The 15,908-nt window shown below is 64.4% G+C and carries 16 protein-coding genes; 8 read left to right on the top strand and 8 right to left on the bottom strand.

All coding sequences use genetic code 11. The annotated features are described in order from the left end of the window. Positions 1 to 61 precede the first annotated feature (61 nt). Together ISS97_RS19505 and ISS97_RS19500 are read left to right on the top strand one after the other, a co-directional pair. Entirely contained in the window at positions 62 to 1,060 is a 999-nt protein-coding gene (locus ISS97_RS19505; RefSeq protein WP_379984514.1) for an alpha/beta fold hydrolase, read from the top strand. A 272-nt stretch (positions 1,061 to 1,332) separates the two neighbouring features. Continuing rightward, positions 1,333 to 2,298, top strand: a complete 966-nt coding sequence (locus ISS97_RS19500; RefSeq protein WP_379984515.1) for a DUF2268 domain-containing putative Zn-dependent protease — start codon at positions 1,333 to 1,335, stop codon at positions 2,296 to 2,298. Positions 2,299 to 2,379: 81 nt separating this feature from the next. On the opposite strand, the gene ISS97_RS19495 is transcribed toward ISS97_RS19500, so the two are convergent. Then, positions 2,380 to 3,354 (bottom strand): LysR family transcriptional regulator, encoded by a 975-nt coding sequence (locus ISS97_RS19495; protein ID WP_379984516.1) that lies wholly within the window; start codon positions 3,352 to 3,354, stop codon positions 2,380 to 2,382. Positions 3,355 to 3,399: 45 nt separating this feature from the next. On the opposite strand from ISS97_RS19495, the gene pcaD reads away from it, so the two are divergent. The 6 genes from pcaD (at position 3,400) to ISS97_RS19465 (ending at position 10,303) form a co-directional block, all read left to right on the top strand. Beyond that, the gene (pcaD, locus tag ISS97_RS19490) at positions 3,400 to 4,221 is read left to right on the top strand and encodes a 3-oxoadipate enol-lactonase (RefSeq protein ID WP_379984517.1); all 822 of its coding nucleotides are present in this window, start codon (positions 3,400 to 3,402) and stop codon (positions 4,219 to 4,221) included. A gap of 100 nt (positions 4,222 to 4,321) precedes the next feature. Then, positions 4,322 to 4,786 (top strand): SRPBCC family protein, encoded by a 465-nt coding sequence (locus tag ISS97_RS19485; protein WP_379984518.1) that lies wholly within the window; start codon positions 4,322 to 4,324, stop codon positions 4,784 to 4,786. A gap of 67 nt (positions 4,787 to 4,853) precedes the next feature. Beyond that, complete coding sequence (locus ISS97_RS19480) at positions 4,854 to 5,693, top strand: helix-turn-helix domain-containing protein (RefSeq protein ID WP_379984519.1); 840 nt, start codon at positions 4,854 to 4,856, stop codon at positions 5,691 to 5,693. 82 nt (positions 5,694 to 5,775) lie between these two features. Continuing rightward, positions 5,776 to 7,251 (top strand): S41 family peptidase, encoded by a 1,476-nt coding sequence (locus ISS97_RS19475; RefSeq protein ID WP_379984520.1) that lies wholly within the window; start codon positions 5,776 to 5,778, stop codon positions 7,249 to 7,251. 155 nt (positions 7,252 to 7,406) lie between these two features. Then, entirely contained in the window at positions 7,407 to 7,832 is a 426-nt protein-coding gene (locus ISS97_RS19470) for a heavy metal-responsive transcriptional regulator (protein ID WP_379984521.1), read from the top strand. Beyond that, a complete protein-coding gene (locus tag ISS97_RS19465; RefSeq protein WP_379984522.1) occupies positions 7,829 to 10,303 on the top strand; it encodes a heavy metal translocating P-type ATPase in 2,475 nt (824 codons plus the stop codon). The genes ISS97_RS19470 and ISS97_RS19465 overlap by 4 nt, the downstream gene beginning before the upstream one ends. A gap of 36 nt (positions 10,304 to 10,339) precedes the next feature. Here ISS97_RS19465 and ISS97_RS19460 read toward each other — a convergent pair whose 3' ends face one another. The 7 genes from ISS97_RS19460 to ccoO are packed head-to-tail and all read right to left on the bottom strand — an operon-like array spanning position 10,340 to position 15,907. After that, the gene (locus tag ISS97_RS19460; RefSeq protein WP_379984523.1) at positions 10,340 to 11,059 is read right to left on the bottom strand and encodes a sulfite exporter TauE/SafE family protein; all 720 of its coding nucleotides are present in this window, start codon (positions 11,057 to 11,059) and stop codon (positions 10,340 to 10,342) included. Next, positions 11,056 to 11,232 carry a cbb3-type cytochrome oxidase assembly protein CcoS gene (ccoS, locus tag ISS97_RS19455; RefSeq protein WP_379984524.1) on the bottom strand — a complete coding sequence of 59 codons (177 nt, stop codon included), beginning with the start codon at positions 11,230 to 11,232 and terminating at the stop codon, positions 11,056 to 11,058. The genes ISS97_RS19460 and ccoS overlap by 4 nt, the downstream gene beginning before the upstream one ends. After that, the gene (locus tag ISS97_RS19450) at positions 11,229 to 13,640 is read right to left on the bottom strand and encodes a heavy metal translocating P-type ATPase (protein WP_379984525.1); all 2,412 of its coding nucleotides are present in this window, start codon (positions 13,638 to 13,640) and stop codon (positions 11,229 to 11,231) included. The genes ccoS and ISS97_RS19450 overlap by 4 nt, the downstream gene beginning before the upstream one ends. Continuing rightward, complete coding sequence (locus tag ISS97_RS19445) at positions 13,637 to 14,125, bottom strand: hypothetical protein (RefSeq protein ID WP_379984526.1); 489 nt, start codon at positions 14,123 to 14,125, stop codon at positions 13,637 to 13,639. The genes ISS97_RS19450 and ISS97_RS19445 overlap by 4 nt, the downstream gene beginning before the upstream one ends. After that, positions 14,122 to 15,045, bottom strand: coding sequence for a cytochrome-c oxidase, cbb3-type subunit III (ccoP, locus tag ISS97_RS19440; protein ID WP_379984527.1), 924 nt, complete (start codon positions 15,043 to 15,045; stop codon positions 14,122 to 14,124). The genes ISS97_RS19445 and ccoP overlap by 4 nt, the downstream gene beginning before the upstream one ends. Beyond that, positions 15,042 to 15,221 (bottom strand): cbb3-type cytochrome oxidase subunit 3, encoded by a 180-nt coding sequence (locus ISS97_RS19435; RefSeq protein WP_379984528.1) that lies wholly within the window; start codon positions 15,219 to 15,221, stop codon positions 15,042 to 15,044. Before ISS97_RS19435 ends, ccoP begins: the two co-directional genes overlap by 4 nt. Then, on the bottom strand, positions 15,218 to 15,907 hold the full coding sequence (gene ccoO, locus ISS97_RS19430; protein ID WP_379984529.1) for a cytochrome-c oxidase, cbb3-type subunit II: 690 nt from the start codon (positions 15,905 to 15,907) through the stop codon (positions 15,218 to 15,220). The genes ISS97_RS19435 and ccoO overlap by 4 nt, the downstream gene beginning before the upstream one ends. Between the last annotated feature and the right edge of the window lies 1 nt (position 15,908).

Here is a 15,908-nt window from a genome sequence, read left to right as displayed (position 1 = left end):
CCACTGCTAACGTCGATCACGCAACGCCCCCGGTTCTTCATCCACGGAAAGCGTGATCATCATGACGGCGCAGCATTCACCACGCACACCAGTCAAACGTTCCGAAACGCCGGCCTGGATCCTGCCAGGGCAGCGTCTGTTACGGGTGGGCGTGCGCATGCTCGGTGCCATCAGCCCGTCGTATGCGGCAAAAGTAATGGATCGCCTATGGTTCTCCGCGCCGAGGACGACGCCTCGCGCGGCAGATCAGACCGTGCTCGATTGCGGTGATCGGCTGTCGTTCCGCGTCCATGGCCGAGAGGTGGTGGCGTGGGCCTGGGGCGATGAAGGGCCGACGGTCATCCTTCTGCATGGCTGGGGTGGACATGCGGGGCAGCTGCAGTCGTTCGTGCTGCCGTTGCGCGAAGCGGGTTTCCGCGTCGTCGCTTTCGACGCGCCATCGCATGGCTCATCCGCCGAGAGCCGTCATGGTGGACGCCGGGTGACCTTCTTCGAATTCGCCGACGCGTTGCAGGTCATCGCATCGAGCGAAGCCAGCGTCGCCGGCATCATCGCCCACTCCGGCGGCTGCACCGCCGTATCGCTCGCTTTGCGCGCCGGATGGACACCACCAGCAAGCATGGTATTCGTTGCGCCGTTTGTGCATCCCGTGGCTTCCATCGATGGCTTCGCTCAAGCCATCGGTGCGAATGCGCGCGTCGTCGCTGAATTCCGCGCACGCGTTGAACGCTGGCTTGGGCATCCGTGGTCTTATCTGGATATCGCCCCATTGGACGATGCGCATAAGCAACAACGACTACTGGTGGTCCATGATGAGGACGACAGGGAAGTGCCATTGACGCATGCGCGCACATTGACGGCATCATGGCCGTCGGCACATCTGGTGGTGACGCGAGGGCTGGGACACCGGCGCGTGTTGCGAGATCCCGCCATCGTTGAGAAGGTACTTGGCTTCTTCACGAACGGTTCGTTGGCGGCGCACACTAAAGCGTCCGACTATCTTCCGCGCGACTCCCGCGCCGCGCTGGATAAGGCCTATGAGGCGTGCGTTTCCCGCTGAGCCTCCGTTTTCGCTCAGCGGTGAATGCCGCTCCCTACCGCTTCGTGGTCAATCAGGGCGAGTGATTGGGCGCTCAGGCCGAGTCCACGTTACCGTTGACGAGCGGAGTCTCTGGGTGGGTGGCCTTGCTGCGAGGTGGGTCGTGGCAAGCTGCAGTGCGCGTAGCCCGGCCGCGGCGACAAGCCGTTTCTTCGCGAAGTGGCTCGAGAATCACGAAAAAGTAGACATGCCTACTCAATCATTCACTGCACTTTACGCTCATGGAATTTGACATGAACCGCCGCTCATCCATCGGTCTCGCTTTAGTCTGCTGCCTTGCACTTTCTGCCGCCCAGGCCGCAGACCAGCCCACGAGCCTCGCCGTGTTGAACGCGCCACGTTCGCCCGCCAGTGGCATCGAGATTCAAACCGAGGATGTCACACGTTTCTACAAGATCTATGACGCCGCCGGCGATCACCCGACCGCAGAGCAACTCCAATATGACTATCTGGGCCCCGGAACAGAGGGGCTGCACCATCTCATGAAGGTACGCAATGTGACGGCCGAACGCATCGCGCAGGCGATTGCGACACGGCCAGAACTTTATGTTGGGGCGAGAGCTTGCATGGCGGTACTGCCTCGCGTCCGTGAGCGGCTCGACATCGCCTTTGGCAAACTTGTCGCTGTCTACCCGGAGTCGCAGAAGCCCCCGGTGACCATCGTCATCGGCCGCGGGAGGCCATTGGCCATCTCCGGCCCGGGGGATGGCGTCCAGATCGGCCTGGAGGTCATCTGCTCGCCGATCGGGCGGTTCCTCAGCCCCAATATCGACGATCGTTTCGTGCATGTGACTGCACACGAGTACATCCACTCCCAGCAAGACCCCGGGCTTTCCAACAACGAGCACCCTACGGTTCTTGAGAGATCCCTGTTGGAAGGAGCCGCCGAGTTTATGGGCGAAATGATATCTGGCGATGTCGCCTATGGAGCCTTCAGGGAGTCGACCAAAGGGCGAGAGAATGAGATCGAGGCCAGGTTCGCGGCCGACACGGACAAGACCGATTTGTCTGACTGGTTTGACAATACAACGGCGGACAAGCTCGGGGATCTCGGCTATTGGGTCGGCTACCGCATCGTGAAGTCCTACTACCAGCATGCTCCCGATAAACGCCGCGCGATACGCGAGATCATCCAGATGCACGACCCGCACGCATTCCTGGACAAGAGCGGTTGGCACCCAGGGGTCGTATTGAAATAGAAAACAGGGAAGGCTTCTCTCTTTCGAAGAGGCTGGGAATATTGACGTTGCCCTCTACAGCATCGCCCCTGATCAGAGCCACTATGCCAAAGCACTTCGCCATTGAGTTGTCTTGTCGCGGATAAGTTGCCACAGCTGATTGGCCACGGGGCCGTGTGGCCGGTCATGGCGGCGGGCGGCTACCAGCTCTTGCACGCCACCAGGCAGGTATCGCCCGGCGAGGGAAATCAGGCTGCCATCGCGCAGTTCCTGCTCGATCAGGAAGTTCGGCAGGTGACCCCAGGCCATGCCTTGCAGGATGACTTCCTTTTTCATGAGTTGATCGGCGACGGTGCATTGCGGCGCGCCTTCCACCACAAAGTAGCTTCGTGACTCGGGGCTTTGCGCCGTATCGCGCATGATGCATTGCGTCAGTTCACGCAGATGCTCGGGCCGCACCGCGCGGCCGGCGCGAAATGGCAGGAAGCCCGGCGCTGCCACAGGGATGAACGACACCGGGCACAGATCCACCCATTCGATGCGCGCATCGTGCTTATCCACGCGATGAAAGATCAGGTCGGCTTCGTCGTTGAAGAGTCGCTCCCACGGCCCCGTGACCGCTTCGAAATGGAGATGCAGCCGGGTACTGGGATGTTGCGCAAAAAAGCCGCTCAGCAAGCGCAGCGTCTGTGGCACGGGACACATGTCGCCGATGACAACACGCAGATCGCTTTCCGCGCCCATGGCCAGTTGCGCCGTGTGGGCGTGCAGGCTTTCCAGTTCGCGCAGCAGCGCTTGCGCACGGCGATGAAAGGACCGGCCCGCCGCCGTGGGTTGCACGCGGTAGCCGCCACGCTCCAGCAGCACAAATCCCAGCTGTCGCTCGAGCTTGGCGACGGCGGCGAACACGGCGGGGTGTGAGCGGTTCATGACCTGGGCCGCGGCTTGAAAGCCGCCAGCCTTGATCACGGCGTCGAAGCATTGGAGGTCGTGCAGGGTAAAAGCGCTCATGTCCAAATTACCTACAAAGGTTTTCAGAACTTTGTAATTTTTATCAGAAGCGGCGGCACTTAGCATCCCTCTCGTACCGGGCACCTGCCCAACCCTAAGGAGCGATGCGCCATGAACAGCACCACTTTCATCACCACCGGCGATGGACACCGCCTGGCCTACCGCCTTGATGGCGACGCGAACAAGCCTGTCCTCGTCTTGTCGAACTCCATTGCCACGACACTGCACATGTGGGATGGCCAGACAAGCGCATTGGCCGAGCACTTTCGCGTGCTGCGCTACGACGCCCGCGGCCACGGCGAATCGGACGCTCCCGCAGGGGCTTATTCGATGGATCGGTTGGGCCGCGACGTTACCGAGTTGCTCGATGCGCTCGGCATCGAACGCGCCCATTTCCTTGGCCTGTCGCTCGGTGGCTTCGTGGGACAGTGGCTGGGCATCCATGCGCCGGAGCGCATCGATCGACTGATCCTGAGCAATACCTCAGCCCATCTGGGACCGCCCAGCGAATTCGACGCACGCATCGCCGCCTTGCAGACATCGCCCGACATGGCCGCCGTGGCGGAGGCGTTCCTGGCCAACTGGTTTCCGGCGCATATGCTCGAAGCCGAACACTCCGCCATTGAGCCATTCCGCGACATGCTGCTTTCCACCAGCCCCGTAGGACTGGCGGGCTCCTATGCGGCGGTGCGCGACTCCGACATGCGGCGGACCATTGCGCTCATCCACCTCCCCACACTAGTGATCGCTGGCGCAAACGACACGGTCACGCTGGCGAGCCATGGCGAGTACATCGCCGCGACCGTGCCAGGTGCGCGCCTGGTGATACTGCCGGCTGTCCACCTGCCCAACGTGGAGCACACGGATACCTACGTACGCACGGTGCTGGATTTCCTGCTGAAAGACGAAAGCGCGGTCAATCAGGGGCGATGATAGGGCGCTCAGGCCGAGTGCATATTGCCGTCAACGGGCAGCGTCTTTGGGTGGGCGGCCACGCTGCGACGCGAGTCGATGGCGAACTGCGGATCGAGCAATGAACCTACCAAGTGATGACAGCGGCGACATTCCCGACCACTTCAGCGAAGAAGTGGTTTTGGAGAAACCCGCTCCTGTGGTTTGGAAGCACCTCGTTAGCCACCGCAGTATGCGCGAATGGCTTGGTGGCGACGACTACGCCGTCGAGGTGGATACGACCTGGGCCTTGGGTAGCGCGATCGTCATTCGAGGCATGCACCATCTTCCATTCGAAAACAGGGGCGTCGTGCTGGCATTTCGCCCGTGCGAAGCGCTGAGCTTCACGCATCTGAGCTCGCTGTCTCGTCTCCCGGATCAGCCCGCGAGCTATACGAAACTCAGCTTCGAACTCGAAGCCGGCGGTAGCCGAACGCTCCTGAGATTCGAGGCATCCGGATTTCCCACGATAGCCATCTATAGGCATTTGCACTTCTATTGGATGGGAACGCTCGACATCTTCAAGCGATACACAGAGTCGCGATGACTCTTTACATGGGGGCATGTCCGTCTTGGCGATGTCGACCCTAGTGTGCGTGAGCATCCCGGCTCCGATGAATCAAGCACTTGATGTGCTTGATTCACGGCGGGCTGCTTCTCAACAACCCGTCAGGCGATATGATGGCTCAATGACCGATGAGCCTTCGCATTCTGCAAGCCTCTGCTATCGAACCTATGCGGCCAATAGCAGCATCGCGTCGCATATCCATGCAACACCGAGCCTTACGGTCGTGCTTGGTGGAGGTTATGAAGAAACGATCGGCGGGCGGGTTGCCGTGCAGGATTGCAGAAGCGCTCTCATTTGCCCGGAGGGGTTACCTCATGCCCAACGTTTTGGGGCTGATGGAGCTCGCAAGATCATCGTTACGCCGGCGGCCGATCTTCTCGACTATCTCGTGACGACACTGCCGTTTCGTGCGGCCCCGGCAGCACGTTCAACACCTATCCGAGAGCTGGCCGCCCGGATCGACGCGGAACGCCGAACGAACGATGCATTTTCGAGGGGCGCGATCGCGGGTTTGATTTGGCAGGTCGCCGCCGAGATGGGCCGCGATCTTGCCGGGGCTTCCGTTCCCACTTCGGTGATCGTGCGGCGCGCCTGCGCGGTTATCGATGCCGTGCAGGGGCAAGTCATATCAGTGGCGGCGTTGTGCCGAGTTATCGATTGCCATCCGGCGACGCTCACTCGGGCCTTTCGCCGGGAACTGGGCTGCACTCCAGGCGAATATCAGCGACGCTCGCGCGTGCAAAAGGCGGCCGACATGCTGAAGGCAACGCGCCTTCCCATTGCGCAGGTCGCTGCGGACTGCGGCTTCTGCGACCAAGCGCATCTCGCGCGATCGTTCCACGCGGTGCTGGGTTGTTCGCCTTCCGAGTACCGGAAACGCGCGTAGCATCCTGATTGCGCCAAACATCCAAGACCGGTCGCACAGCTTCCACTACCGTGCGGTCTCGTTTGCCTTCCGTGGATCGACGATGCGCATATCCTTGCTGCTTGCTCTCATCCTGTTCTCCGGAACGACCATCGCGGCCGAGCCATTCGACCGTGGGGCTTGGCAACAGGACTATGTCCAGCTCAAGACGGAGCTGACTGATCGCTACTCCAATCTGGCATGGAAGGCATCCGGTGCTGGCGGGGTCGATCTTCCGGCGCTGGATCGGAAGACGACAGCAGCGCTCGCGTCCGCTAGCGACGATGCGGAGGCCGCCGACGCCATCCGCGCCTTCATAACCGGTTTCCACGACGGGCATCTGTCGGAACTACCCCTTCTTGCCGCCGCATCGGCGCAGGCTATAGAGCCGGAGAAACCGACCCTCAGCCCTGACGCCTCTGCCGGGGGATGCGCGTCGCTCGGGTATGCGTCTACCGCGCCGGTTGCCTTCTCCCTTCCGCTCGAAGGACTCCCCAGTTTCCAGCTTGTGTCTGACGGCCTTGGCTCGACCTTCCGCACCGGCCTGGTGGTGCGCTCAGGCGTCAGGCTGGGCGTCATTCGCATTCAGGCGTTTCGGGCGAGGGCTTTTCCTGCTTCATGCCTACACGCATGGGCAGATCTGCGGCGAGCGGGTAGGGCCATCACCCCCGAGACGATCATGGAAGCGGCGCGGATGCGTTGGTTCCAGGACATGACCGCCGCTGTGACAGAGCTGCGCCAGGCAGGTGCGACCGCCCTCGTCATCGATATCGGCAACAACAGCGGTGGTGACGACAGCGGCGACTGGACGGCCCGCCTATTCACCGATCACGCGGTACGCTCCGCCCGGCTCCTGATGGTAGATGCCCCGCTCGCGGCTGGTTATTTCGATAGTGAGGTTAGCGACATCGATGCCGCGCTCCCCTCCATAAGGCCGCCGGCCGCGAAGGCGGCATTGGCCGAGGCCCGATCTTTCTTCGTGGATCAGAAGAACAGCATCGGGCAGCATCGGTGCGACCTGTCGTGGTCATGGCGTGAGCGGCGACCATGGTCGCCCTTGAACTGCAATCGGCTCCTCACCGCCGGCTATGCTGGCGGGTACAGCGCCGGTCTACAGAGAGGCGCTTACGGGAGCGACAAGACCGCCGGTACGCTCGCGTCGTCATCGATCGTCGATGCCTACTACGGCACGTGGTCTGGCCCAACCTATGTCCTCGCTGATCGACGCTCCTACTCGTCGGCGGAGATGTTCGCTGCGGTGATGCAGGACAACCACATCGCCAAGCTGGTCGGAGACCGGACAGGCGGTGACGGTTGCGGCTTCATGACCGATGGCGTGCCGATCGTCCTGCGTCATTCACGGCTGCGATTCCGCGTGCCGAATTGCATGCGCCTCCGCGCTGACGGGTCCAACGAGGAAGCCGGTATCGCTCCCGACCTGCCGGTCCTGCCGACAGAGGGTGAGAGCGATCGTGCTCGTGGTGAGCGGGCATTGCGCCTGATAGCGGAGGATGTTTCCTCCAAGCCCATCCAGAAATAAATTCCAGCGCGTGATCTCCAATAGTGCGGATGCCGGAGTGAACTGGACACTAGGCCGATCGAGGGTGGACACCTTGCTGGTTCCGGCCACCTGAATGGGGGCGGATTTAAGAAGGGCTTGACTCTAGACCTAGATCAAAGGTCTAGACTTGACCTATGAACACACAAACCTCCTCCCTGACCATCGGTGCCGTCGCCAAGCGCGTCGGCGTTGCTATCGACACCATCCGCTATTACGAGCGCGAGGGTTTGCTGCCGGAGCCGGAGCGGCGCGCTTCGGGATATCGCAGCTACGACGAAGGCGCGGTGCGCCAGTTGCGTTTTATCCGTCGCGCCAAGGATCTGGGTTTTACGCTGGAAGAGATCCGCGATTTGCTGGCGCTGTCGGCGGATCGGCATCGCGGTGTCAAGGCGGTGAAGAAGCGGGCGCAGGATCGGTTAGCGGCGATCGACGAGCGCATCGCCGAGCTGACGCGCGTGCGCAACGGCCTGGAACAGTTGGTGGCGGCTTGCCCAGGGCACGGCTCGCCGGAGCAGTGTCCGATCCTGCGGGCGCTGGTGGATGAGGAGCCGAAGGCATGAGCGGTGAAAAGGGATCTTGCTGCAGCCCCGCTGCCGAGCCGGTCGTGCCGAAAGCTTCCGCAAGCTGCTGTGCTGACAAGGCGGCGCAGGCCGGGCCGCATGAGCACGCGCACGATCATGCGCATGACCATCATCATCACGGTGCTTCGCATCACGACGGCCATCATCACGATCACGCCGCTCATACGGTGAAGGACCCGGTGTGCGGCATGAACGTCGATCCGCACAGCGCCAAGTATCGCGCTGAGCACGAGGGCCATACTTATTACTTCTGCGCCGAGCGTTGCCGCGCGAAGTTCGTGGCGGAGCCGCAGCGCTATCTGCATGACAAGCCTGCCGCGCCTGTCGTGCCCGGTGCGATCTATACCTGTCCGATGCACCCGGAAGTACAGCAGGTCGGCCCCGGCGATTGCCCGAAATGCGGCATGGCGCTCGAGCCGATGATGCCGAGTGCTGAAGAGGATGACGGCGGCGAGCTCCGTCATATGTCGCGCCGCTTCTGGGTGTTGGTGGCGCTGACGCTGCCGGTGTTTCTGCTGGCGATGGGGCCGCATCTGTTCGGCTGGCATCTGCCGGCGCCGTGGGATCGTGTGGCGGCCTGGATCGAGGTGGTGTTCTCCAGCATCGTGGTGCTGTGGGGCGGTGCGCCGTTCTTCGCGCGCGGCTGGCGTTCGCTGAAGCCGTGGTCGCCGAACATGTACACACTGATTGCGCTGGGTACCGGCGTGGCGTGGCTGTACAGCATGGTGGCGTTCTTCGCGCCCGATCTGTTCCCGGCAGGTTTCAGGGACATGCACGGTAGGGTGGGCGTGTATTTCGAGTCCGCTGCCGTGATCGTCACTCTGGTCACCCTGGGTGATTTTCTTGAACTGCGTGCGCGTCGTCGCACCGGCGCGGCGCTCAAGGCCTTGCTGGGGCTGGCGCCGAAAACCGCGCGACGCTTGTCTGCCGATGGCAGTGAACAGGATGTGGCGCTGGATGAGGTGCAGGCGGGCGACATGCTGCGCGTGCGTCCCGGCGAGAAGGTGCCGGTCGATGGCGTAGTGCTGGAAGGCAGCAGCCATATCGACGAATCGATGCTCACTGGCGAACCCTTGCCGGTAACCAAGTCAAAGGACGATCACGTGACCGGCGGCACGGTGAACCAGGACGGCGCGTTGACCATGCGTGCGGAGAAGGTCGGCGCCGACACCATGTTGTCGCAGATCGTCGCGCTGGTGGCGCAGGCGCAGCGCAGCAAGGCGCCGCTACAGCGTGTGGCGGATCGTGTGGCAGCGTGGTTCGTGCCTGCGGTGGTTGCGGTGGCGGTGCTGGCCTTTATCGGCTGGGCGGTGCTCGGGCCGGATCCGCGTATGGCTCATGCGCTGATCGCGCTGGTCTCCGTGCTGATCATCGCGTGTCCGTGTGCCTTGGGTCTTGCAACGCCGATTTCGATCATGGTGGCCAGCGGTCGCGGTGCGCAGAACGGCGTATTGTTCAAGGACGCCAGCGCCATCGAGGCCTTGCGTGAGGTCGACACACTGGTGGTGGACAAGACCGGCACGCTGACCGAGGGCAAGCCGGCGCTCAAGGATGTCATCAGTGTCGGTGCGCTGCCGTGGGACCAGTTGCTGGCGTTCGCTGCCGCGTTGGAGCGTCCGAGCGAACATCCATTGGCACGCGCGATTCTTGCGGGCGCCGAAGCCCGCTCGGTAACCGTGCCTGCGGTGACGGATTTCCGCACGCTTACGGGTGGCGGCGTGCAAGGCCGCGTCGATGGTCGCGATGTCGCGCTGGGCAATGCGCGGCTGTTCGAATCGCTGGGTGTGGCCTTGGGCGAAGATGCACGTCTTCGCGCCGACGCCTTGCGTCAGAGTGGCGCCACGGTGATGTTCCTCGCCGTCGATGGCGCACTTGCTGGCCTGCTGGCGGTGGCCGATCGCATCAAGCCGAGTACGCCCAAGGCCATTGCCGATCTGCATGCGGCGGGGCTGCGTATCGTGATGCTCACCGGCGACAACGCCGTCACGGCGAATGCAGTGGCGAAGGAGCTGGGTATCGATGCCGTGCACGCCGACGTGTCGCCTGCCGACAAAGCAGCCGTGGTCAACCAGTTGCGCGCTGAAGGGCGTCGAGTGGCCATGGCGGGCGACGGTATCAACGACGCCCCGGCATTGGTGGCTGCGGATATCGGCATTGCCATGGGCGGTGGCACCGATGTAGCGATGGAGAGCGCACAAGTCACGCTGGTCAAAGGCGAGCTCACCGCCATCCTGCGTGCCCGCGCACTGTCGCAGGCGACGGTGGCGAACATCCGCCAGAACCTGTTCTTCGCTTTCGTCTACAACGCGCTGGGCGTGCCGCTGGCGGCCGGTCTGCTGTATCCGCTGCTCGGTATCACGCTGTCGCCGATGATCGCGGCGCTGGCGATGAGTCTGTCGTCGGTGTCGGTGGTGAGTAATGCGCTGAGGCTCAATCGCGTCGAGCTTTGAAATGACGCCCCTCTCGTCATGCGGACGAGAGGGGCGTCAGCAATCGAACGGCAGCAGCGCCGTCAGATGCGGCATGCCGAGCGGCGCCAGCCAGGGGCCGGCCAGTGTCAGCAGCGCCATGGTCAGCAACAGACCCGCGCCGGCACGGCGAAACGCGAGACGCCCCAGCCAGCGAAACAGCACGCCGCCGCTGAAACCCGCGGCGAGCATCGAGGGCAGGGTGCCCAGCCCGAACGTCAGCATCGTTGCCGCGCTGCGCCACGGATCGAAGCTCGCCAGGGCGAGCAGCAGCACGGTGTAGACGAAGCCGCAGGGCATCCAGCCCCATAACATGCCGACGCCGAAGGCGCGGGGCCATGTATTGACCGGGAACAGTTTTCGCGCGCGCGGAGCTAGGCGCTGCCATAGGCGTCTGCCGACGAGGCGTTCCAGCAGGCCTTGTCCGCCCAGCAACGCAAGCGCCGCGGTAGCGAACGCCGCCGCGGCGATCACCCGCAGGGCGATGCGCAAACCATCGTGATCCAATAGCAGATAGAGTCCCGCGCCGATCGAGCCGAACAGCAAGCCGGCGAGCGCATAGCCGCCGATGCGGCCCAGTTGATAGGCGATCATCAGGCGCGCCAATGGACGGCCATTCGCATCGCGCTTCGTACCCAGGGCCAGTGCGCCCGAGATACCGCCGCACATCAATACGCAGTGGCCGGATGCCGCAAGGCCCAGCAATAGCGCGGCGAACAGACCGAGCCCACCGCTCACGAATCCTCCGGTTTGTCCGGATCGCTTGGCTGGGGTGCGTGGTCGGTCAGCGGCACCAGGCTCGCGCTATCCATGTCGTCGAACTGGTCGTGATTCACCGCCCAGAAGAAGGCGCCGCCCGCGACCAGAAGCAACAGGAAGGTCAGCGGAATCAGGATCAGCATGGTGGTCATGCGTGCACCTCGCGCAATGGCATCGCGCCAGTGGGGGCGGGACGTTCGCGGCCGATGCGCAAGGCGTTCAATACGACCAGGAGTGAGCTCAGCGACATGCCGATGGCGGCGAGCCATGGTGGCACCAGGCCCAGCGCAGCAGGCGGCACGGCGCAAAGGTTGTAGAGCAGCGACCAGCGATGGTTCTGGCGCAGCACCTGGAGTGTTTGCAGTGCAAGCCGCCGCGCTTCCGGCAGTGCCTGCAGGCGGCCGTGGGTCAGCACGATGTCGCTGCTTGCCTGCGCCAGCGACGTACCCGTGCCCATCGCCACGGCGACATCGGCGCCGGCCAGTACGGGAGCATCGTTGATGCCGTCACCGACCGCGATCACTTTGGCACCGCGCGCGCGAAGCGCCTGCAATCGCGCCAGTTTATCGGCGGGCCGCTGGCGCGCGTGCCATTCGCCAGCGCCGACCGCCGAGGCGATACCGCGCACGCGTTGCGGCGCGTCGCCACTGAGCACGTCGACCGCCAATCCCTGCGCGTGGAGTTCGCGCACGCAGGCCGCGGCGCCGTCGCGCAACCGTTCCCTTGGCTGGAAGGTGGCAAGCACGCCGTGATCATCGGCCAGTACGACTGCATCGTTGAGCGCGTTGTCCTTCACCGTACCGCGCAGGGCGAAGTCGGCGCGGCCCAGGCGCAGGCGCCGACCATCGACGATGCCTTCCACACCATGTCCGGCATACGCGATCACCTGCTGCGCGACAGGCGCGGCGCCACCGTCGCCAAGCGATGCAGCCATGGCTTGTGCCAGCGGATGGCTGCTTGCACGAGCCATCGCCAGCGCGAGCGGCCGCACGGCGTCGTCCCCCGCCTGTTGCTGGAAATACGGCTGTGTGAGGGTGCCGGTTTTGTCGAACACCACGTGATCGGCTGCGGCCAATGCTTCGATGGCATCGACATGGGCGACCAGTACGCCACGGCGCGCGAGCACAGCCAGTGCACGCGTCATCGCGGCGGGCACCGCCAGCGCGAAAGCGCAGGGGCACGACACCACCAGCACGGCCAGCGTGGCGGTGAGCACGCGCGAAGGATCGAGCAAGCTCCAGGTCAACGCGGTAACGGCGGTAAGCGCCAGCACGCGCGCCACGAAGCGGGCCGCGGCGCGTTCGCCGGCCAAGGCCAGGCGCGGCCGCTCGGTCTGCGCACGAGTGACCAGGGCGACAATGCCGGCCAGCGCGGTATCCGCGCCTACGCACTCCACTTGCAGCCGGATCGGGCCGTCCTGCAGCACGCTGCCGGCGATCAAACGGTCGCCGGTCCGTTTGCCGATCGGTTCCGCTTCGCCGGAAAGAAGCGACTCGTCGACGCGGCAGGCCGCATCGAGGAGAACGCCATCGGCCGGCACGCTGCCGCCTTCGGGGACATGCACAGTGTCGCCCGGTTGCAGTTCGTTCGCGCCGACACGTTCGAGCGTGCCGTCTTCGCGATATCGGTCGGCGAACACCGGCGTGAGCCGGGCGAGTGCATCGACCAGGTCGCCGGAGCGATGCCGCGCGCGCATTTCCAGAAAGCGGCCCAGCAGCAGGAAGAACACGAACATGCTGACCGAATCGAAATACACCTCGGCGCCGCCGTGCAGCGCCTGGATCAGGCTGGCGGCATAGATCAGGCCGACCGCCAACGCCACCGGCACATCCATGCCCAGTCGCCGCGCGCGAAGGTTGCGCAGCGCGCCGGCGAAGAAGGGGCGTGCGGCGTAGAGCACTACCGGTGTGGCCACCAGAAAGCCGATCCAGCGGAGCAGGTCGCGCGTGCTGGCGTCCATATCCTGGAAGGCGCCGACATAAAGCGCGACGCCATACATCATGGCCTGCATCGCGCCGAAGCCGGCAACGGCGAGTCGCTTGAGTGCGCCGCGCAGTTCGCGGCGGCGGGCATCGTCCAAGGCCTGCGCATCTAGCGGCAGGGCGCGATAACCCGTACGCGACAGGGTTTCCAGCAGTCCGGGCAGCGGTGTGCGCTGCGCATCCCACACGACGCGTGCACGCGAGGCAGCGGCATTCACCTGGACATCGATCACACCCGGCAAGGCACTGAGGCTGCGTTCGATCAGCCACACGCAGGCGGCGCAGCGCACGCCTTCAATCAACAGGCAGACTTCGCTGCGCGAGTCGCCGAGCTGCCGCACGACGTGGCGGTCCAGTTCGGGTCTGTCCCACAGATGCTCTTCGCGCGGCGCGTCCTCGGCCTTGCGTGCCGGGGCGCTGCGCAGGCGGTAGTAGTCGCCCAGGCCGAGCTGTTCGATCCACTCGGCGGCGGCGCGGCAACCGATGCAGCAGAAGGTCCGCGTTTCGCCACCGATACGCGCGACGATGCGCTCGCCTTCCGGCAAGGTTTCGTGGCAGTGGTAGCAGCCGCCGCTCATCGGGATGGCTCGCGCAGTTCGATCTGTTGGGCTTGCAGGGGCCATTCGCCGATCAGTACATCGTCGCGGCTTGGTGTGTCGATGCGCACGTGCAGCGGTATCGATGGCAGGGAGGGCCATGCGGTGCGGTAGCTTCCATCAGCCTGGCGCAGCAGGCGCACTGTCACGTCGTGCTCTGCGCGTGTGCTCCAGAACAGCAGCTGCAGCGACGACGGCGCCGTGTCGCCGACGTCGGCTTGCATCACCAACTGGTCGTCCATGCGCTGCAATTGCGCTAGCGCCGGCAGCGTGCCCGACAGGCGTTGCGCCGACACCTGCATGCGCGCGCCGCGGTTCACCGGCTCCGGCAGTTCAGCGTCGACATGATGCGAGGCGGTGCGGATCAAGGAAATGCATCCGCCGATCGCGGTCGCCAGCACCAGCGCGCCCAGCCATACGACGGGCTCGCGATACCAGCGGAACGCGCGATAGGCGGCAGCGCTCATCGGCGCGCGTCCGCCACCGGCGCGGCGATGGACGCTTCGCGTTCGGTCAGGGCGTTGTAGCGCAGCCATGCGGCGATTAGCCGGAGCTGGTCTTCGCCCAACCGGTCTTTCCACGCCGGCATGTGGCCAGTGCGGCCATCGCGGATGCTCTGTTCGACACTGGCGAGGTCGCCGCCGTAGATCCAGCTGTGATCGGTGAGATCGGGTGCGCCGAGCGCTTTGGTGCCTTTGCCTTCGGCGCCGTGGCAGGCCGCGCAGGTTTCCTTGAAGCGCGGCTCGCCCGCCTGTGCGCGTGCGGCATCGTGCGGTGCGCCGGAGAGGCTGAGCACGTAGTTCGCCACGTCGGTGACGCCCTGTTCGCCAAGCACGGCTCCCCAGGGCGGCATGACGCCGGTGCGTCCGGCCAGCGCGGTCGAGACCACGAAGTCGCCATCGTCACCGTTCACGGTGAGCGCCGGGAAACCGTGCCCGCCTTCCGCGCGGGTGCCGTGGCAAGCGGCGCAGTTGTCCTGGAACAGGCGGTTGCCGTACTGCCGCGCGGTGCTATCGCCGGCAAGCTGGTTCACCGGGTACTGGCGATAGCGCGCAAACATCTGGTCCAGCTTTTGTGCGTTGGCGACGCGCGCCTCGCTGACCTGCTGTTCCGACGTCCAGCCGAGCAGGCCTTTGTAGTTGCCGAAGCCGGGAAACAGGATCAGATAACCGATGGCCACCACGATCGAGGTGAGCGACATCATCGCCCACCACCGCGGCAGCCTTCGCACCGACTCGCGCAGGTGGCCGTTGTCCCAGCTATGGCCGGTGGTGCCGTCGCCCTCGATGGGAATTTTGACGCGGGTGCCGTAGATGTACAGAAAGATCGCCAGGCCGAGATTGCTGGTCACCAGCACGCCGACGTAGATGCTCCAGAACAAACTCATCGACGGCTCTCCTGCGGGTGCGGCGCGACGCGGTCGTGTTCGAGCGGCAGGTGCGCGGCCGCGTCGAAGGTCTTTTTGTTGTGCCGGCTCCAGGCCCAGGCCCAGATGCCAAGGAACAGCACCATCAGCACCAGGATGCTGCCGCCGTAGAGATGTCCGATCCAGGAAGCAGTCATGGCGCGACCTCCGCGGCTTGAGTGGAAGCGGTGCGCACACCCGAGGCGGGCAGTGCGGTGCCGAGGCTCTGCAGGTAGGCGACCAGCGCATCCATTTCGGTCTTGCCTTTCAGAACCTGCGGAGCGGCGGCGATGTCGGCATCGCTGTAAGGCGTGCCGAGGGTGCGCAGCACTTTCATGCGTGCCTGCACGTCGGCGACGTCGAGTGCGTTGTTGTCCAGCCAGGGATAGCCGGGCATGTTGGAGTCCTTGCCGCCGGGGACGCTGCGTGGATTGATCAGATGCTGGCGATGCCAGTCGTCGCTGTACTTGCCACCGACGCGGGCCAGGTCGGGGCCGGTACGCTTGCTGCCCCACTGGTGCGGATGGTCGTAGACCGATTCGCCCGCTTCGGAGTAGTGGCCGTAGCGTTCGGTTTCTGCGCGCAGGGTGCGGATCATCTGCGAGTGGCAGCCGTAGCAGCCTTCACGCACATAGACGTCGAAGCCAACGAGGCGCAGCGGGTCGCGCGGCTCGACGCCGGGCAGCGCTTTCACCACATGCGCCTGGAAGAACAGCGGGATGATCTCGGCCAGGCCGCCGAACGACACGGCGATGGCGATCAGCACGCCGAGCAGGCCGGCGTGGGTCTCGATGAACTCGAAATAGCGGTAGCGACGGAAGCCGCCTGGATTGGTTTGGCTCATG

Origin of the sequence: Dyella koreensis (genome assembly GCF_044904565.1) — a bacterium.
Lineage (GTDB): Bacteria > Pseudomonadota > Gammaproteobacteria > Xanthomonadales > Rhodanobacteraceae > Dyella_D > Dyella_D koreensis.
The sequence above is the reverse complement of the archived record's forward strand: the minus strand, read 5'-3'. Positions and strand labels throughout refer to the sequence as shown.